Below are 18,984 nucleotides of genomic sequence, written 5' to 3' on the forward strand. Positions count from 1 at the left end.
CGCCGTCGAGAAGGGCGGCAAGACCTATGCCGGCGCCGTCACCGCACTGGCCGATGTGTCGCTCGAGGTGCGCGATGGGGAGTTCCTGTCGCTCCTCGGCCCGTCGGGTTGCGGCAAGAGCACGCTGCTGCGTGCCATGGCGGGGCTCGACCCGCTGACCGAGGGTCAGGTGCTCTTGCACGGCGCGCCGGTGCTTGCGCCGCCTCCGGGCTTTGGCATGGTGTTCCAGCGCGACGTGCTGCTGGACTGGCGCAGCGTGTTGGACAATGTGCTGCTCGCCGCCGAATTCGAGGGACGGCCGCGCCGCGCGATGCAGCCGCGCGCCATGGGCTTGCTGGAGCGCTTTGGCCTCGCCGCCTTTGCCCATCGCTACCCTTGGGAATTGTCCGGCGGCATGCGGCAGCGGGCGGGGATCTGCCGGGCCCTGCTGTGTGAGCCGGAGGTGATCCTGATGGACGAGCCCTTCGGTGCGCTGGACGCGATGACCCGCGACGACCTGAATGGCGAGCTGTCGCGCATCCAGCAGGAGGGCAAGCGCACGGTGGTCTTCGTCACACATTCCATCCCTGAGGCGGTGTTCCTGAGCGACCGCGTGGCGGTGATGTCGGCGGGTCCGGGGCGCGTGGTGGAGGTCGTGGACATCGCGCTCCCCCGGCCGCGGCCGCTGTCGCTGCGCGAGGCGCCGGAGTTTGGACGGGAGGTGGCGCGGCTGCGCGCCATCTTCGCCGGGCTCGGGGTACAGAAGGCATGAGCGCAGGCGCGCCGCGGACGGCGGGCGGGGCTTTGGGTACGGCCGGCGTCCTCCTCCTCCTGCTGCTGAGCTGGGAGGCGGCGGTCCGCGTCTTCGCCCCGTCGCCGTTGCTCCTGCCCGCGCCATCCGCGATCGTGGCCGAGTTCTTCGAGGCGCCGGGCTATTATGGCCGCCACGCGCTCTACACGCTCTGGACCACAGTGGCGGGGTTTGGGCTTTCCGTGGTGCTCGGGGTGGTGCTCGCGGTGCTGGTGGTGTCGTCGCGCCTCGCGGACCGGCTGATCACCACCTTGCTCGTGGTGATGAACTCGCTGCCCAAGGTGGCGCTGGCGCCACTCTTCGTGATCTGGATGGGGACAGGCGCCGAACCGAAGATCGCCATCGCGGTGATGCTCGCCATCTTCTCCATCGTCGCGGACATGGTGCTGGGGCTGCGATCGGTAGACCCGGATGCGATCGCCCTGGCGCGGGTGCACCGCGCCTCCCCTTGGCGCATCATGTGGAAGATCCGCTTCCCCAACGCCCTGCCGGCGCTTTTCGTAGGGATGAAGGTCGCTATCTCCTTCGCGCTGGTGGGGGCCATCGTAGGCGAGTTCGTCGGCGGCTCGGCCGGGCTTGGTCATGCGATCCTGGTGGCGCAGGGCCAGTTCGACACGGTTCGCGTCTTCGCCGCACTCGCCGTACTGGGTGTGATGGGCACGCTACTCTTCTACGCGGTGGAGGCGCTGGAGCGGATGCTGCTGCCCTGGCACGTCTCGCAGCGTTCCGGACCGCATTGAGGCGGTGCCTGACTGGTTGAAGGCTGCGGCTGGGCGCTTCGGCCCAGCAGCGTACTTGGGCCGCTGATCATGGACGTGCACCTTCTGCCCCGCCAGTCAACTTCAGCGCGCAGCCGGGCGCGCACTTCGCCGGACCATGGCCTCGCAGCGGTTGTCCTCACCAATGCCGAACTGGATGGTCGGGAGAAGCCCCGCCACCGGGGCGAGCAGTGCTCCCAACGCCGCAGCGGCACCACCACGCGCCGCCAGCTCGCCAAGCTCAGGCCCAACCGACGGATTGCGGAAAGTGCCCGTGATGAGGAGCGATGTGGGCAGGGCACCGATGGTGAAGCTTTTCGAGTCGCTGCGCAGCCGCACCTCGAGGCGCTCCCGGGCCAGGTTCACGCTTCCGGTCGCGGAGATCAGGACATCCTCCGTATCCAGCAGGACGGTCCGCAGGTTGAAGACGCCCCGCTGCAATGCGAGGTCGCCGACAAAGCACTGCACCGGCGTGCGCTCGGGCATGCCAAGGGCGGAGACGAGCGCGTTTGCCAGCCTCAGCCCCGACAGATCGACGAGCAACGCGGACAGATTGCCTCCCGACATGCCTAGGGTCAGTGAGCCGTTGCCGGAGCCCAGTATGCTGGCGAAGGAATTTCCCACGCCTTCGATCCGCGCCCGCCCGCTCATGGTTCCGGCACCCTCGAAGGTGCGCGTCGCCTGCATCAGGCGGGACAGGTCGAGACGTTCGAACCGCAAGTCGGCCTGCGCCCGCATACGGTCCCCCTCGACCGGCGTCAGGATGACGTTCCCGGAGATCTGGCCGCGGCCGACGCCGAGAGCGATCGGCCGCAGATGCACAACCCCTTCTTTCACTTCCAACTCGGCCCGCATGGAGTCGAAGGGGATGTTGCGGCCGATGATGCTGTCAGCGCGGTAGCTGATCTGGACGTCGTTCGATTGCAGCTTCGGCAGGTTGAAGGGCTCGTCCGGGAGGACACGGGGTTGGGCCTGGTTGCGTTCCTGTGCGCGACGCTGCTCAGGGGATTGGCCGGGCGTCGAGCGGCGACCGGGCTCCTCGCCGATGAGGCCGCCGAGGTCGGCGAGGTCCACGCGCCGTGAATGCAGCGCGCCCTCGACATCCGTGCGCTCGCCAGCCTGGCCGACCGTAATATGGCCGCTGATGTCGGATTGTCCGACGCGGCCGACAATCTCGGTGAAGCGAAACCGCCCTTCCGCGTAGTCGAGCCGGCCAGTCACCTCATAATTGGTGGTCGGCGGGGTCGGGACGCCGGTCAGCTTTTCCAGCAGCGCCATGTCGGGCCCCTGGAGGTTCAGCCGTAGATCGGCCCCTGCCAACGCCAGCGGGTCCCGCAACGTGCCTTCCAGCGAAAGCTGGGTAGGTCCGTTCGCGAGCTGCAAGGTGATCGGCCAGGGCCGGTCCTCCTGAAGCGCCATGATGGCGCCGCCGAGCGCTTGGCCGGTGATCGGCAAGTTCGCGTAGGTACCAGAGATCTCGGCCGCGATCCGAGGCGCTGGACTCGCCTCGTCGCGGGTATTCACCGCAAGCTGCAGATCGGCCTGGAGATGGGGCAGGACAACGTGCGCGGCGCCATCCACAATGCGCAAGATGCCCAGGCGCAGTGGGGATGACCCGCCGGCGTCGGATGCGGAGCGGGTGAAGGTATAGTTGTTGGTGCGGTCATCCCGGGCGATGGCCTCGACCACCGGCTTCTGGAGCGCGAGCTCGGGAAGGACAAGGGTGCCCTGGCGCCACGAGGCCGCGAGGTCGACATGCGCCACCAGGCGATCGGCCTTCGCGAAAGGCACTTCCGTGGGGAAGCCGGGTGGGTTCGCGATGCGCACGTCTTCCGCTGTCACCACGATCGTCCGACCGAGCCGTACATGCAGGTGGGCGATGGTGACAGGGCGGCCGAGGGCTGCCGAAGCTTGGCGCTCTGCCAGCGGCACGAACCAGTCCCAGGACCAGAAGGCGACGAGCAGCAGCACGAGGATGACGGGTGGAGCCGTCCAGCGCAGCCAACGCGGCAGATGCAGGCGAGTCACCTCATCCTCCTGACATGCTCTTCTTGAGCGGCGCAGAAAATCCTTTCCGTGCGCCGCGAGCCTTACACTGACGGGAATGAGCAGCGCCCACCCAGGGTTGCCTTCCTTCCAACGGTCGGGGCATTTTATCGCGATAACGCAACGATGTGATTCGGCCCGCGCAGCGCGTCCAATCGCGACTGGATTACCTGCTGCAGCCGTAGAGATTCAGGCAGGCGAAGTATCGGGTCAGGCATTGTTGCGTGCAGCCGGCCCGGTCGTTGGGCGTGAAGGCTGGCGCCCCGGGATTCGTGCTCCAGGTTGGCGGGCACACCATTCGGCATGAGGCCTGCTGGGCCTCGCAGCCCTGGCGAAGCGGCGGCGCGCAGGTTTGGCGCGCCTGTGGCTGCGCGGGGCTCGGCGCGGCCGGTCCCGGCTGCATTTGCTCGGTGCCCGCGCGGGGCATCTTGCGGGGCGCGGGTTCCGTCGAGCCTTTAGTGCCAAGCGGCCGATCGTTCAGCGCCTGTCCTGCTGCATCCAAGGCTGAACCCAAGGTAAGCAAGACCCCGATCGCTACGAGGATGCGAAACAACGACGGCCGCATGCTGGATCCTCTGTTTGACTGCGTGGAATAGCGCCGGGAATCGTTTCATCTGATTCCGCGCTTTCAGCCCCCGCGGCGACAATCCCTTGTTTTACGGTGTGCGTTGCCGCTCGGCAGACAGGAATTCCGCCGAGGCTTCGGCGAAGGAGGCGAGCGGAACCGAGACGGTGACCGTCTCGCGCCGCCCCGCCAGGATGAAACCCACGCGCAGAACCGAACTGCGCCGCAAGGTTGCAAGCAGGTCGTCAGCCACCGGCACGCCGGCATAGACGCCTTGTGCATCGGATGTCTGGAAGGTGAGGCGCTGGGTCTCGCCCGTGTCGATCTGCCACGTGATACCAGCCGGCAATGCCACGCCGTGCGGCGCCTGAAAGGCGAGCGCAAGCGAGCGTGTTTCAGGCTGCCGGAAGAGAATGACGGTCAGGATGGGCTGGTTTTGCGGCTGCGCGAATGCCGCCGCCGTGAGGCGACACTCGCGCTGCTGATCTGGCCTTGGGTCGGTGCAGGCGACGACCCAAGGACGGGCTGCGCCGCCCGCCTCAGTTGAAGGGGCAGGGGCTTCGGACGCCGAGGCTGCGCCATTGGTCCCAGGAGCGGCAGGCGGGGGCTGTGGGGCCGTTGCCGCCGCAGGCGGTGCGGCCGGGCGCGAGGATGGCGACTGCGCCGCAACGAGAGCTGGCACGCAGATAACCGCAACGGCGGCGAGAATGGCGCGGAGCACCAACGCAGATCCTTCCTGTTCCGAGCCGAACGACGGCCGCCTCCGAAGCGGAACGAATCCCAGCATCGGCACGGAAGCCTGCGGCATCCTGGCGACAGCGCGCCAGGGACGGAAGCGCACGTCAAGCTCTTGTTGTTCCGATGCATCCACAACTACGCGCGGGCAGAGGGCGCAGGCTGCGACAACGGCGCGCCCGCCTCGAGAATGGCCTCGCGGTCATCCAGCGGCGGATAGATGCGGTGCGTGTTGATCTTCCGCTTGATAGCCTTGGCCCGGCTCCCGGAGGCGACGAGTTCGGCGCGTTCCCAACCGGAAGTGTAGACGGCACCCCAAGGCCCGAGGTCGAGCACGGTGACGTAGCCAGGCGCAGAGAAGCGCACGCGTTCCGCCTCGCGGCCCAGAAGCTCGCACACGGCGTTGAAGCCGGCAACGCGCCCCATGGGTCGTGCATGCTGGCAGGACATCACGGTCTTGTGTCCCGCATCGTCCGCGACGGCGCTGGCGATGTCGCCAGCCGCAAAGATACCCTCAGCGTCAGCCACGCGCAGATACGTATCCACAGGCACGCGCCCGAGCGGGTCGAGCGGGACGCCGAGCGTCGTGGCAAGCGGGCTCGCGCGCATGCCGGTGGCGGAGACGACGGTCCGCGCCGCGATACGCTCGCCACTTCCAAGCACAACTCCGCCTGCATCGGCCGCCGAGACGGTCGTTCCGCCAAGCGCTTCAACGCCGGCTGCCTCGAGAGCCGCGCGCAATGGGATGGCGGCGGCTTGCCCCATCGCCCCACCAACCTCCGTTGCGCGGTCGAGCAACAAGACACGCACCGGCTCTCCGACTCCGCCAGCACGGTCCCGCACTTCCCGCAGTCGCGCTGGAAGCTCGCAGGCGATTTCTAGGCCCACGAGGCCAGCGCCGATCACGACGGCTGTCCACCGGCCAGCGGCATCAATGCCGGGCTCGGCGAGGGCGGCGACGTGCCATGCCAAGCGGGCCGCGCCGTCGCAGCTGTCCACGTCGAAGCTGTGTTCGGCGAGACCCGAGATGGCGGGAAGCTGCAGGGAACTGCCGGCGCAGAGGATCAGCCGTTCATAACCCACAGCGTCCATGCCGTCTGCGCAGCCGGAGGGGCGAAGCGACACCATGCGCCGCCTTGCGTCGATGGCTGTCGCCGTTGCCGCAAGATGCTTCACGCCGATCGGAGCGAGGACGCGATCGAGGGGCACACGGATCGCATCGAGCTCCGCCTCGTAGCAGCGTACGCGGATAACGTGGAAAGGGTCGGGGTTGATCAGCGTCACTTCCGCCGCATCGGAGGCGCCGAAGCGGTTCAGCGCATGGGCAGCACCCATGGCGGCCCACACTCCCGCGAAGCCGCCACCCACCACCACAATCCGTCCGCGCTCCACCGCTTTCCTCCACGGTCCTAGGCGAAGGATAGCTTGAGCGATCAAAGGCAGGCCCGGCGATATGGAATTTCCAGACTGCTCCAGATCGCGGGCTCAGCGCCGCTTAGTCCCCGTCGCTGCCAGCGGTTGAGCAAACGGGGGCGCTTCGCTTGCCTCGAGGGTATCGAACCATGCCCGGTCGCAAGCGGCATTGAGCGCGGCATGGTCCGCCATCGGCGCTTGATCCGTGCCTGCACGCCCACCCTCGGACGCCGTCAGGAAGCGCCAGAGCCGGGCCTCAAGCTCCGCGGCCGGTGAAAGGACAAGCCCCAGCCCGCGCAGCTCACGCCCCAGGGAAGCTGGCTCGGCGCTCAAATAGCCGCCGGCGGACTCGACGGTCTCAATGGAGACCGGCACGCGGATCATGACGATCCGTGTTGCATAGGGCGGCTGCGCAGCGGGGTCGAGCATGGTGAAGCCAGTCATGATCCCTGCAAGCAGGCTGCCGGGCGGCGCAGGCAGCGCGAGCGAAAGGCAGAGCGGTGCGGTTCCCGCGCTGCCACCCTCGTGCAGTGTGAGCGTGAGCGCCCGCCCTGCACCGCGCAGGATCGGCCCCGAGACGTAGGCTTGGCCAGAAGGAAGCGCTTGCGAGTACCGCGCTGCCAATCCGGTGCCCGACGGATTGCCCGGCTTCGAACGCGGCGCAACGGACTCCACCAGCAATGCTCCGCAAATGATGCGATCTCGGTAGTAAGGCGATTGCGCATGGGAGAAGCAGGCATAGACACCCTGGAGGTAATGCTCTTCCTGGCCGGGCACTGCCTTCCGTGTTCCCGACGCAGATCGCTCATCCACCCCGGCGCGGCGGAGCAGCACCTCGGGGTCGAGGCCGTGGCGCGCGCCCAGGGCGGTGGCGAACTCGTCGAGGGTGCTGGCGGCGATCCAGGCTCCTGGCCTGTCCAGTTCGCAGACTGCCGACCAGTCTTCATACACCTGCTGGGACCGGGGCAGGGACCGGCCCTGCATCCATTTGTAGGAGCGGTCGAGATCAAAGCCGGTCCTCGGATTGACGCGACGGAATGCGGCGCACAACTCCTTTTGCCCGGAGACGCCGAGCGCAGCCGCGGTGACGCGCAGCTTTGCCGCCACGTCCCGCACCCCCTCGCCCGACCGTTCCATGCCGTTCCTCCGTCCTGGGTCCTGGCCAATCGGCGGCCCACGCCACGCGCCGACCCAGGGTCGGATGGCGCGTCCCACAATCCTGAAGCCTGGAAAGCCGGATTGCCAGACGGGCTGGAATTTCCATGGCGTTCCATTCCTTGTGGATTGCTGTCTTGGGAGGCTGCTTGACTCGCCTGCTGTCCAGGCGAAGCGCCGCCGCAGCCTTCGTCGCGATCACCTGAACCGAGTTCGGAGCGCGGGTTACGCCCAGCGCCAGATCGGATCGCTTGCCTTCGCCAAGACTGAAACCAGCTCCGGCGCCTGCAGTGCTTCGGCAGCCTCAGAATGGCCCGCAGGGACACAAGTGAGCCGCGGCTTCCGAGCGACTGCGCCTATCCCGGATGTCGTCGGCACATTGCGTCCAACGCAAACCCGAGGCGGGTGACGGTTCGCGTTCCACAACGGAGACCTGCGTCTCCTGCCGCTTCTGAGGCCCTGTCCCCTTGCGTGGCAGGGGAGCTGCTTCCAGCGCCGCAGCCCTTTTGTCTGAACCATGTCCAACGACACACGCTCACGAGTGGCCGGTGGTTCCTCGCCGCATCTTTGGCGCAGACCAACAGACGTTCAGCGCAGGCAGAACATCTGGGGAATTGAATGGAATTTCGCGGAGATTCCAAAGATGCATAGCCGATGGCTGGCCGGCAGCGGCAAGCTTCTTTCCGCCGCATCTGCCGGTGCTGGGATGCGGTGCCCACCCGGAGACCGCGAGGCGCCCAGATGGCGATTGCGCGCTTAGGAGGGAGTCCGATGATGCCCGTGGAAAGCGCTGCTACCGACGGTGCAGCGCTTCGCATCAGCTCGCCACCATGAGTTCGACCTTCCGTCGGAACAGGGCGCGCCAAGCCCGCCATTACGCCAGAGCCACACTCATGCTCGGCGTCTGCGAGCTGGGATATCTCCTCTGGCCCGCCGCGGCGCAGGCCCAGTGCAATTCGAGCAGCAACCCGTCGCCGCCCCCTCCCATTCAGGCCGATTACTCCAACCAGAGCTTCGGCACGACGCTGCCATTGACCCCGTATGACGTGAGGTCGCTCGGCATCGGCGGCTGCGACGGACAGGCCGGATCGGACGGGCAGGATGGCAATCCAGGCAGCCCCGGCCAGGCCGGAGCCCAGATCAATAGCACGAATAGCGGGCTGACGATCATCGGCGGCGGCTTCCCTGACGGGGGCATGCAGACGATAGGCGCCAATTACGGCAGCATCGGCGGGCTTGGCGGCACCGGCGGGCAGGGCGGTTATGCCAGCAACCTCGGGGGGCAGGGCGCTTCGGGCGGTGCTGGAGGCAACATCACGGTCCAGTTCAACGGAACTTTCGTTCCAGACGCTGGCGGCTCGCTTGCCACCTATGGCTTGGTCGCCGTCTCGCGGGGCGGCAGTGGCGGAAGCGGAGGTGGCTCCGCAAGCGGTGGGATCTGGGCGAAACAAGCCGGAAGCGGCGGCGCGGGTGGGGCTGCAGGCTCCATCGCGATGACCGCCAGCGGATCTCTGCAGGCCAACAATATTGGCGTCCTGGTCCAAAGCATCGGCGGGGATGGTGGGGCGGGCGGTAACGCTTCGACCACCGACAAGCTGGATACCACGCAGGGTGCGAATGGCGGGGCTGGCGGCTCCGGCGGTGGGGCCTCGCTGCAATGGCAGAGCGGCACGGTCGCAACCGTGGATTTCGGCCTAGCCGTCAGTTCGCAGGGAGGCAATGGAGGCGACGGCGGCAAGGCCTATTGGAACCTGGTGACGGCATCGGGGGGCAATGGCGGCGTCGGTGGCAATGGCGGACAAGCGAGCATCCTGCTTGGCGGCGGTTCGGTCACGGTGAACCTCGCTCCCGTCATTTTTAGCGTCAGCGGGATTTCCGTCTCTGCCAATGGTGGCTCCGGAGGCAATGGCGGAGTGACCTACTACGCGACCGATGACCAGGGAGGCAGCGGCGGCAACGGCGGCGCTGGAGGTGCCGCAAGCGCCACGATCCTCGGGACAGTGACCTTCAATGGATCGAGTTCCCCGGGCGTGACCAGCGGGCAGGGAGTGCTGGTTCAGTCCAATGGCGGCGCCGGCGGACGGGGCGCGAATGCCAAGGCCATCGAAGGAAGTGCAGGCGGCGGTGGGTTCGCCGGCGCAGGTGGCAGCGCCGCCCTGACACTCGGCAATACGGGCAGCGTCGGGACAATCCGGACCTCAGGCAGCTTCGCCCATGGCGCGCTGGTGCAGAGCGTCGGCGGGGCCGGTGGCAATGGTGGCCAGGCAAGCTTCAACACCTCCGGCGGTGCGGGTGCGCCAGGCGGCAATGGCGGCCCGGTTTCCGTCACCTCGCCCAACGGCATGGTTGTCGCGACGGGCAGGAGCGCGATCGCGGTGCTGGCGCAAAGCGTCGGCGGCGGCGGTGGGGCCGGGGGCGACACGGTCGGCGTCGCCATCGGCGTGCAGATCGCGATCGGTGGCAATGGCGGCCTCGGTGGCGATGGCGGCGCGGTTCAGCTGGACCTGACGCGGGGTGTGTTTGCCTCCACCAGCACGCTCGGCGGCGCGGGCGTCTTTGCACAGAGCATCGGCGGCTCGGGCGGAGCGGGCGGCAGCGCCAGTTCCGAGGGCGTCAGCTTCCTTTCGATGTCCATCGGCGGCGATGCAAAGGGCGGGGGAAGCGGCGGCACGGTAACGCTGAACAACCAGGCGTTGGTCACAAGCTACGGTGACCACGCGGCGGGGGTCCAGGTTCAGAGCATCGGTGGCGGCGGCGGCAAGGGCGGTTCGGCCTTCGCCTTCGCCGCCGGGGTCCTGCCGACCGGCGCAGTGGGGGTCGGTGGGCGCGGCGGCGGCGGCGGGCCGGGCGGGAATGTGTCCGTCACAAATTCCGGCCAGATCACGACCTATGGCCCCGACGCTGCGGGTGTCTTCATCCAGAGCATCGGCGGGGGCGGCGGGAGTGGCGGCGCGGCGGCAGCGCATGCGGTGGATTTCTCGCCCAACAAGGACGTGCCGGCGATCTCCGTATCGGTCGCGATCGGAGGTCAAGGCGGCGCCGGCAACACCGGCGGCGGGGTTCAGCTCAGCAATGCCGGGCTGATCACTACGGCCGGCGATGGCGCGATGGGCGTCATCGCGCAATCGGTCGGCGGTGGCGGCGGCACCGGCGGAGACAGCACGGCAGCCTCCTATTCGAGCGGTAGCCAAGGCTCTGTTTCAATTTCCGTTTCGGCGGCGGTCGGCGGGTCCGGCGGGACCGGCGGCACGGGCGGCGCGGTGACGCTGACGAATTCAGGGCTGGTGGCGACGATGGGGCAGGATGCCTATGGCGTCTTCGCCCAGAGCGTGGGCGGGGGCGGCGGTACGGGCGGCGCAGGCGACGCGACAGCCTCGTCCGGCAGCGCCAAGTTTAGCTTCAGCACATCGGTCGCGGTGGGCGGGACCGGCGGCACGGGTGGCCATGCCGGCACGGTGGATCTGCTGAACAGCGGCGCGGTCACGACGCGCGGCGACGGCGCTGACGGCGTGTTCGCGCAAAGCGTGGGTGGCGGCGGTGGCTCAGCCGGTGGCGGAACGGCCACAGCCGGCGGCGGCAACTTGTCGGTCTCCGTAGGCGTCGGCGGCAATGGCGGTGCGGGCGGCGACGGCAACACCGCGACGGTCCGCAACACGGGCAGCATCGTCACGCGCGGCACCGACAGCATCGGGCTTTCCGTGCAGAGCATCGGTGGCGGCGGCGGCAAGGCCGGCAAGGGCGGCGCCACGGCCGGCGGCGTCACCCCGCTGTCGAACGCACAGGCGTTGTTCAACAACCTGTCCCAGGGGCTTGGCCTCAACCAGCAGGTCCAGAACCTGGGCGACGGCATTCTGCAGATCGGGCAGATCGGCCAGAAGATCGACGCGACCTTCAATCAGCTGACCGGCATCTTCACGCAGCCACAGGCGGGCGCGGCCGAGAACGGGACCAGCGTGAAGATCAACGTCTCCGTCTCCGTCGGGGGCAGTGGCGGCGCCGCTGGCAATGGTGGTGCGGTCAATGCGACCAACACCGGCTCGATCGCCACCTACGGCGCCCAATCCGATGGCATCTACGCACAGAGCGTGGGCGGCGGCGGCGGGAGCGCGGGCGGTGCGACCTCGAGCAGCACGGCGAATGACGACACGCCGGTCCAGACCGCGGTGGGGATCGGGGGCAGCGGTGGCGCGGGCGGGCATGGCGGGATCGTCACGGTCATCAATGGACCGGGCGGCACGATCATGACCCAGGGTGTAGCGGCCTTCGGCATCTTCGCGCAGAGCATCGGCGGCGGCGGCGGCGAGGGCTCGCTGGCCGGGACGGTCAGCGGCTCACTGAAAAGCCTGTCGGTCGGTATCGGTGGCAATGGCGGCCAGGGCGGCGATGGCGGCGCAGTGAGCGTGACCACCGGCGACGGCACCAGCGGAAGCACAATCACGACGACCGGCAAGCACGGCATCGCCATTGTCGCGCAGAGCATTGGCGGCGGCGGTGGCCTCGCGCGGACGATGACGACCGACCAGACCTTCGACCCCTCCAAGATCATCATCAACCCGCAGGGACGGATCGGGGACGTCCACGGTCTGGACCTGACCATTGGCGGCCAGAACGGCGTGGCTGGAAATGGCGGTCCGGTTCAGGTCACCACGAGCGGACCCATCACGACGTCGGGGCTCGATGCCCATGCCATCCTGGCGCAATCGATCGGCGGTGGCGGCGGCCTCGCGGTGGGCGGACGGGTCAACCTTCCGCCGGGCGGGAACGGCGGGAACGGTGGCGCAAGCGGCAATGGCGGAACCGTCGCCGTAACCCTGCAGGCCGGGACCGTCATCTCCACGAGCGGGCACGGTGCTTTCGGCGTGCTGGCCCAGAGCATCGGCGGCGGTGGCGGCTTGGCCGGCGATGTCTCCGCGGTGAATCAGTATGTGGTCGGCACCGCGCTCGCGGTCAAAGCCAATGCGGGCGATGGCGGGACGGTGAGCGTCACCGCGAGCGACGCCCGCATCACGACCACCGGCAATTTCGCCCCCGCCATCTTCGCCCAGAGCATCGGCGGCGGTGGCGGGCTGGTGAACTACAACATCACCAATGGTTCGGCGACCAACGTCCAGGCGCGCGGCACGGCCGGCGGCAGCGGGAGCGGCGGTCCCGTGACGATCTCCCTTACAGCCACCGAGGTGGTGGCAGCCGGGTTGGGATCGACCGGGATCCTGGCCCAGAGCGATGGCACCTCGTCCAGCCCGATCCAGATCTCGATCGACCAAGCATCGATCGTTCGGGGCGGGCTGCCCGACTCACCAACCCGACAGGCACCTGGCCAGCAGGATGCAGCGGCCATCCGTCTGCTGGGCGGCACGGCGAATCGGATCACCAATGCAGGCGTGATCGGCCGGAGCGACTCCAGCGGCATCGCGATCCTCACCGATAGCCCGGGAGGAAATACCTCGGTCACCAATACGGGGCAGATCCTGGGAGAAATTGTTTATAACGACGGCGCTGGGGGCAGCCTCGACAACCAGGCGGGCGGCGTGGTTTCGGCGCCCACGCGGGTCAATCTCAGCGGTGGCACCTTCCGCAATGCGGGGACGTTCTTCGTCGGCGGCATGGGCCTGGTCGGCCAGACGACGCTGAACGGCAATCTCGTGCAGGGTCCAACCGGGCGTCTCGTGCTGGAAACGAACCATGGCACGGGAGCCTCGGATCACTTGTTGGTGCAGGGACGCGCGGAGCTGGCCGGGACCGTCGAGGTGCGTCCCTATCTGATGGCCAATCGTGCGGTGACGGTGGTGAGCGCGACGGACGGGCTTGAGCTGCGCCCAGGTCTCTCCGCCGCACGCATCCATTTGTTCCGCTTCGATACGCAGCAAACCGGCAACAGCCTGCAAGTTCAGCCGGTGGCGGAGTTCCAGATGGCTGCGGCCTCGCTAGGCACCAATCAGCGGCGGGTCGCGGCGCATCTGCAGGACATCTGGAACAGCGGGGCGAACTTCGATGCCGGCTTCACGGCCCTCGCCGGCGTTCGGGATCGGGGCGCCTACGGACAAGCACTCTCAAGCCTCTCGGGAGAGACGGTGGGTGCGATTGCGGCCTTCCGCTACCGCACGAGCCATCGCTTTGTCGCCAACATGCTGGACGACTGCCTGACCTACGAGGGGGCGGGCCGGTCGCTCGATCAAAGCAGCTGTGGCTGGGCGCGCATCTTCGGCAGCTATGCGAGCCAGGGGAGGAGCGACGACTCATCAGGCTACACCACGAGGGCCTGGACGCTACAGGCTGGTGGCCAACGCCGGGTTGCGCCGGGCTGGGTCGTCGGTGGCTCGATCGCCTATGAGAGCAGCGAGTTTTGGGGCAATCCGGGCCCCTCCCGAATCACGGGCGACAGCGTGCTGGTGGGGGCCTCGGTCCGTTTCCAGACCGGGCGGCTTCAGATCTCGGGCGCCCTCGACTTCGGCTACGGGAGCTACAACAGCAGGCGCAGCATTATGGTCGGCAGCTTCGGCGCCTTGGCGAAGGCGTCCCCATCCGCGTGGCACGTGGGGGCTCACGCGCGCTTCGCCTATCAGATCCCCTTCGACGGCTGGTACATCCAGCCGCGCCTCGATCTGCGCCTGAGCTACGTGCGTGGCGACAGCTACACAGAGACGGGGGCTGGTCCTTTCAACCTGTCAGTTGCCACAAAGGGAGCGGCCACCTTCTCCGCGGTTCCGGCCATCGAGATTGGCGGGCGCATTCGCCTCAGCGACACGGCCGTGCTTCGGCCATTCGTGAGCGCGGGTGTCGAGTTCATCGGCGCTCGGGATTGGGCGGCGACGGCCCGGTTCTCGGGCCAGGCTGCGGGTCCAGGGTTCCGGGCAGCCATTCCGATCCCGGGCGTGCTGGGGCGCTTCACTGCGGGTGTGGAACTTCTGAGCGGCTCGAACTGGGATTTTCGCCTCCAGTACAGCAGCGAGGTCGGCAGTGGCTATGTGTCGCATATGGGCTTCGGCAGGCTTGCCTACCGGTTCTGAGCGACGGTGATTTCGAGACTCCTGACGCGAGAACGCGGGGTCGCGCTTGATGGGTTTCCACGACGCTCGCCCCGGAAGTGGCGGTCATCCTCTTCCCGCGCCATGACTTAAGCGTCCGGGCGAACCCGGTCGTGGGACAGCCCTGCGACGGCGCGCGACCCGCCGGCACGCGTTACGGCGGCGGGGCTGGTTCTAACCCGCCACGATTACTCCACCTTGATCTTCGCCGACCGGATCACCTTGCTCCATCGCTCCGTCTCGGAGGCGAGATGGGCTCGCAGCGCCGCGGCGTCCCCAGGCCGCATCACGACGCCGCCTTCCTCCGCGCGGCGCGCGATCTCAGGGTCGCGCGTCGCGGTGTCCAGCGCGGCGCCGAGGCGGCCCAGCACGGGCTCGGGCGTTCCGGGCGGTGCGAAGAGGCCTTGCCAGAAGGTGCCGTGGACTCCTGGCAGGGATTCCATCGCGGCGGGGATGTCGGGCAGGGTCCGCATGCGCTCGTGCGAGGAAATCGCCAGCACGCGCGCCGTCCCGTCCTGGACCAGCGGCATGGCGTCGGGGGGTGTGGCCCAGGTGGCGGAGATGCGGCCGCCGCGCAGGTCGATCAGTGCAGCGGCGGCGCCGCGATAGGGGATGTGCTCGAGCCGTATCCCGGCCTCGCGTGCCAGCATCGTGATCAGCAGGTGGTTGGTCGCGCCGATGCCGGAACTGCCCATCTGGATCTGCCCGGGATGGGCACGGGCATGGGCGACGAAGCCCGCAAGGTCCCGGATGGGCAGGGCTGCGCGCACGATCAGCAGGAAGGGGCTTTCATAGGCCATGCCCACCGGCGCCAGTTCCTGCCGCGGATCACGTGGCGGCAGATTAGGCTGCAGCGCCGGGTTGATGGCGAGGCTCGTGGTGCCCATCAGCAGCGTGTACCCATCCGGCCGCGCCTGGGCGACATAGGCGGAGGCGGTGGAGGTCGCGGCGCCCGGCCGGTTTTCCACCACCAAATTCTGGCCAAGTTCGCGCCCCATGCGCCCAGCGATGATGCGCGTCATCGTGTCGGTCAGGCCGGCGGATGTGAAGCCGATGACGACCGTGATGGGGCGGTTGGGGTAGTTGTCCTGGGCCGCGGCAGGGCCGGTCGCGGCGAGCGCCGCCCCGGCGCCGAACAGGGTGCGCCGCCCGATGCGGCTTCCTTCGACCACACGTTTCTCCTTCCTCGAAGCGCAGGGCGCTCGCCCAGTCTGGTTCTCATGTGCAGCGGAACTCGCTTCGCATGCTCGAGGATGCGCCAGTGGAAGCGCGTAACAATGCAGAGACGCTACGCGCTCACCCGATGCATGAAGTGCTCGACGGATAATCTCAGTCACCGTTGTACGTCTGGCTTGCCACCACGGCCCTTCAAAATACGGTGATTCTTAGGCGCCGGTTCAGCTCTGGATTGCTGGCGTCTGTCATGCTGAACCGCCTCGCGAAGAAGACACGGGAGCGCGCCTCAATCGACCGTGACAGGAACGCGGACAGGAACGACGATTGCTCCTGCCGTCTCCTCCACCACGGTCTTCGCCAAGCGATGATTGAGCCACGCCGCCACGGATGAGGGGACGAGCGCGCCAAGCACGAAACCCAGCCCACCCAGGATCGTGGTGGACCAGAGACCTGGCGCCGTTCCGCCCAGTGCGACGATGGCGTTCTGAAACAGGTACCTGTCGGCAAGCGCCATGGCCGCGGCCAGCACCAGACCATCCAGCCAGCGGCCCCTGAAGAAGCGGAAACGGTTATCGAGGAGGCGCCGGTCGATCAGGAGGCAAAGGCCGATTGTACTGACGATGGCGAAGAGGCTGGCGGCAAGCATCACCTGCAGCGACGGGATGCCGAAGCGCGACATGTGCGGCATCACGCCGCTCGTCACCATGAGCCATCCGAAGGCGGCCTGCGTCAGGAACGCACCCAGCGCCACAACGGCATAGGAGCCGAGCGGCAGCGTGCGGCGCCTCGGCCAGGCCCAGCGGGTCAGCGCCTTGGGCAGCACGGCCCAGAGCACGATGGTGAGCTGGAGCACGGAAAAGGCGAGAACGAGCGCCAGCGATGGCGGTGGCCTTCCGGAGTCCGGAATCAGGCCGCTCCACTCCAGCATGGGCCGCAGGTAGAGCAAGGCGACGGTCGCAGGCATGACGCCCGCCACCACCACGACGGAGCCGAAAGGCAGGTCGAGCGGAGGCGGCGTGGGGAAGCCGAGACTGTCGAGGAAGGCGTCGCGGTCCTGCAGACGATGGAACATGGAGAGCGCAGCATCGGCGGCGAGGCGGTGATAACGCGCCGCAACAGCCTTCGTTTCCTCCAGCACGAATTCCGAGAGCGCCTCGAGGCCCGGGTGATCCTCCTCCGCATAGTCGGGCACCGGCGCATCCGCGAGCTCCTCCGCGAGGAGCGTGGCGCGCGCGACCCGACGTAGCAGGCGGAGATGCTCAAGCCTCGCCTCCTCGATCTCACCGCCCCTGGCGCGAACGAAGGCAGACAGGCCGGGGTCCTTCACGGCTTCGCTGAAGCGCAGGCGCAGCGCGTGCGTCTCGTCCAACCGTGCCACCACCGCCGGCGGGTAGATCCGGTCCAGAGCTTCGGCTGAAAGGCCGAAAAGCACCATCTCCTGGCGCAGCGCGGCGCGGGTTTCGTCGTCCGCCCTGCACCCGCCCGCGGCGAGCAGCCGGGTCAGGTGTTCGGTGGAGGCAGGGTAGAGCGCCAGCCTTTGCAGCATTCCCCGTGTCTCGTCCGCCAGGAGGCGCGTGCCAGGCAGGCGCGGCAGCAGCACGGTGACGAGAAGTGCCGCTGTGAGCGGCAATCCGGTGCGCGCCTCGATTGAGCGGATGTCGGGGAGGAAGTTCTCCTGGACGAGGCGCGCGCAGATCAGCGCGAAGCCGAAGACGGCCAGCGCCGAAGCAATGTGCAGCGTGACGCCTAGGATGTATCGCCGAAGCGTGACGCTGTAGCGCAGCGCATCCGGCGGGTGGGGGCGGTGGAAGTTCCAGAACGCCCAGTACCCCACCGTGACGAGGCTGAACCAGAAGGCTGCGGCCCCCGTCATGCGGGCGGCTCCACCAATGCGAAATCGCCGCCGCTGGTGAAGAGGGCGGGCGTGACCCATTCAGGGAAATCGTCGCTCAGGGCCTGCCTCGTCTGAGTGAGAGCGCGCTGCACGCTCATCCCCTCGGAGATGGCCTCGTAGAAGTTCCTGCTGAAGGAGAGCGCTGCCGGCTCGCTCACCGGGAACTGCATTGCGATCACGGCCGGGATGCCCCGTAGCACAAGCGTGGCTGCCACCGAGGAAAAGGGTTTTCCCTGCGCCGTCGTGCCGCCGGAGCAGCAATTGAGCACGACGAGCTGCGGCGTCCCGCCGGGCGTTAGCAGGATGTCGGCCAGGCGGTCTGCTGTAACGGGGACGGTCCCTCCGGCGCCGCGAAGCAGGAGGTAACCCTCGCCTGCCTCCTCGTCGAACCCGCCATGGCCGATGAAGTGGAACACGCTCCAGCCATCGCCCGGGGCACGTGCCCGCATCATGCGCCGCAGTTCGGTGAGGGTCCCGCCGAGGCACCATCCCTGCTGGACGGCCGGCGAAACGTCGCGCAGCGCCGTCTGAATCAGGTCGCGCTCGCGGTCCACCTCCAGCGCGTCATCTGGCGCACCGGGGGTGGTGATGTCGCCGGCGGCGACAAGGCCAAGGATGCGCAGCTCGCGCTTGGGCTGGAGGAGTGTCAGAACGGCATCCACCTCCCGGCACAGGCTCGCCTCGTTGCCCAGGCAGAGATGGCCACGCCGGCGTGGGTCGAAAGCCAGTTCCCAAGGGATGTGCGCGAGGCTCGGGGCGCGTTCCACGTCCAGCATCACCTGGAGGCTCGTATTGGCGTTCAGCGCCTTCTCCAGATTGTCCAGAAAGAACCGGTTGACCTCGGGCGGCATCAGGAACTCGAACACATCGTCGCCGAGCTCCTTCAGCATTGCCTTGTCGAAACGGCGATTGCCCGCCTGGAAGACCGTGCCGCGATTGGTGGTCGAGGAGACGGCCAGCACCTCTTTCAGCCGGGCGAGGCTCGTGATGAACTCTGGCGCGAAGCGGCGGGATTCGCCCTCCCGGATTTCCCTTGCCTCGTTGATTGCCTGGATCTCGAAGCGGTTCCCTACCTCCAGGACACGCAGGTGGAGCACCTTCTCGGGCGGGCTTGCGAGATGCGGCGGCACCTTGACGCCCATGGCTTCCAGCGCCGCCCGAAGCTCCGGAGAGCCGCGCCGCGCCCGCAGCGCGGCGAGGAGCAAATCGCGAAGCCGTGACAATCCGCTTGGGTCCAGGTCCATCGCGCTACGCACGGCCGCAGCAGCCAGTTCCCGCGTGCCGGTATGGATATTGTGCTCTTCCGCGAGGTCCGGCCCGCCATGGTCGCGGATCCCGTCATGCAGATCCTGGGCGGTGCCGAAGGTGCGCCACAGCGCCTCCGTTGCCTGGGCCTGCAGAGTTGTGTGGCCCAGATCCGGCATGGC

The 18,984-nt window shown here is 68.0% G+C and carries 10 protein-coding genes; 3 read left to right on the forward strand and 7 right to left on the reverse strand.

Going from position 1 to position 18,984, the window contains the following annotated elements; all coding sequences use genetic code 11:
* The first annotated feature begins 55 nt into the window (after positions 1-55).
* Positions 56-751 (forward strand): ABC transporter ATP-binding protein, encoded by a 696-nt coding sequence (locus JTJ31_RS11145; protein WP_328805719.1) that lies wholly within the window; start codon positions 56-58, stop codon positions 749-751.
* On the forward strand, positions 748-1,530 hold the full coding sequence (locus tag JTJ31_RS11150) for an ABC transporter permease (RefSeq protein WP_207538736.1): 783 nt from the start codon (positions 748-750) through the stop codon (positions 1,528-1,530). The genes JTJ31_RS11145 and JTJ31_RS11150 overlap by 4 nt, the downstream gene beginning before the upstream one ends.
* Positions 1,531-1,632: 102 nt before the next feature.
* Here the strand turns inward: JTJ31_RS11150 and JTJ31_RS11155 are convergent, their stop codons facing one another.
* The 4 genes from JTJ31_RS11155 to JTJ31_RS11170 all read right to left on the reverse strand — a co-directional run bounded on the left by JTJ31_RS11155 (position 1,633) and on the right by JTJ31_RS11170 (position 7,414).
* Entirely contained in the window at positions 1,633-3,576 is a 1,944-nt protein-coding gene (locus JTJ31_RS11155) for an AsmA family protein (protein ID WP_328805720.1), read from the reverse strand.
* A gap of 674 nt (positions 3,577-4,250) precedes the next feature.
* Entirely contained in the window at positions 4,251-4,967 is a 717-nt protein-coding gene (locus JTJ31_RS11160; protein ID WP_328805722.1) for an invasion associated locus B family protein, read from the reverse strand.
* Positions 4,968-5,032: 65 nt separating this feature from the next.
* Entirely contained in the window at positions 5,033-6,286 is a 1,254-nt protein-coding gene (locus JTJ31_RS11165; RefSeq protein WP_207538738.1) for an NAD(P)/FAD-dependent oxidoreductase, read from the reverse strand.
* A gap of 93 nt (positions 6,287-6,379) precedes the next feature.
* Positions 6,380-7,414, reverse strand: a complete 1,035-nt coding sequence (locus tag JTJ31_RS11170; RefSeq protein ID WP_207538739.1) for a hypothetical protein — start codon at positions 7,412-7,414, stop codon at positions 6,380-6,382.
* A 941-nt stretch (positions 7,415-8,355) separates the two neighbouring features.
* Here JTJ31_RS11170 and JTJ31_RS24995 point away from each other — a divergent pair.
* A complete protein-coding gene (locus JTJ31_RS24995) occupies positions 8,356-14,469 on the forward strand; it encodes an autotransporter outer membrane beta-barrel domain-containing protein (RefSeq protein ID WP_207538740.1) in 6,114 nt (2,037 codons plus the stop codon).
* 206 nt (positions 14,470-14,675) lie between these two features.
* On the opposite strand, the gene JTJ31_RS11180 is transcribed toward JTJ31_RS24995, so the two are convergent.
* The 3 genes from JTJ31_RS11180 to JTJ31_RS11190 all read right to left on the reverse strand — a co-directional run bounded on the left by JTJ31_RS11180 (position 14,676) and on the right by JTJ31_RS11190 (position 18,981).
* Positions 14,676-15,659: a Bug family tripartite tricarboxylate transporter substrate binding protein gene (locus JTJ31_RS11180; RefSeq protein WP_207538741.1), complete on the reverse strand. Its 984-nt coding sequence runs from the start codon at positions 15,657-15,659 to the stop codon at positions 14,676-14,678.
* Between the two features lie 290 nt (positions 15,660-15,949).
* Positions 15,950-17,536 (reverse strand): hypothetical protein, encoded by a 1,587-nt coding sequence (locus tag JTJ31_RS11185; protein WP_207538742.1) that lies wholly within the window; start codon positions 17,534-17,536, stop codon positions 15,950-15,952.
* Positions 17,533-18,981, reverse strand: coding sequence for a CHAT domain-containing protein (locus JTJ31_RS11190; protein ID WP_207538743.1), 1,449 nt, complete (start codon positions 18,979-18,981; stop codon positions 17,533-17,535). Before JTJ31_RS11190 ends, JTJ31_RS11185 begins: the two co-directional genes overlap by 4 nt.
* Between the last annotated feature and the right edge of the window lie 3 nt (positions 18,982-18,984).

The sequence above is a fragment of the Sabulicella rubraurantiaca genome (assembly GCF_017355885.1).
Taxonomy (GTDB): domain Bacteria; phylum Pseudomonadota; class Alphaproteobacteria; order Acetobacterales; family Acetobacteraceae; genus Roseococcus; species Roseococcus rubraurantiacus.

Excerpts from the sequence above, each read along its gene's own strand:
- JTJ31_RS11190 (WP_207538743.1), bottom strand. The coding sequence starts at position 18,981 with ATGCCGGATCTGGGCCACACAACTCTGCAGGCCCAGGCAACGGAGGCG.
- JTJ31_RS11150 (WP_207538736.1), top strand. The coding sequence starts at position 748 with ATGAGCGCAGGCGCGCCGCGGACGGCGGGCGGGGCTTTGGGTACGGCC.
- JTJ31_RS24995 (WP_207538740.1), top strand. The coding sequence starts at position 8,356 with ATGCTCGGCGTCTGCGAGCTGGGATATCTCCTCTGGCCCGCCGCGGCG.
- JTJ31_RS11160 (WP_328805722.1), bottom strand. The coding sequence starts at position 4,967 with ATGCCGCAGGCTTCCGTGCCGATGCTGGGATTCGTTCCGCTTCGGAGG.
- JTJ31_RS11185 (WP_207538742.1), bottom strand. The coding sequence starts at position 17,536 with ATGACGGGGGCCGCAGCCTTCTGGTTCAGCCTCGTCACGGTGGGGTAC.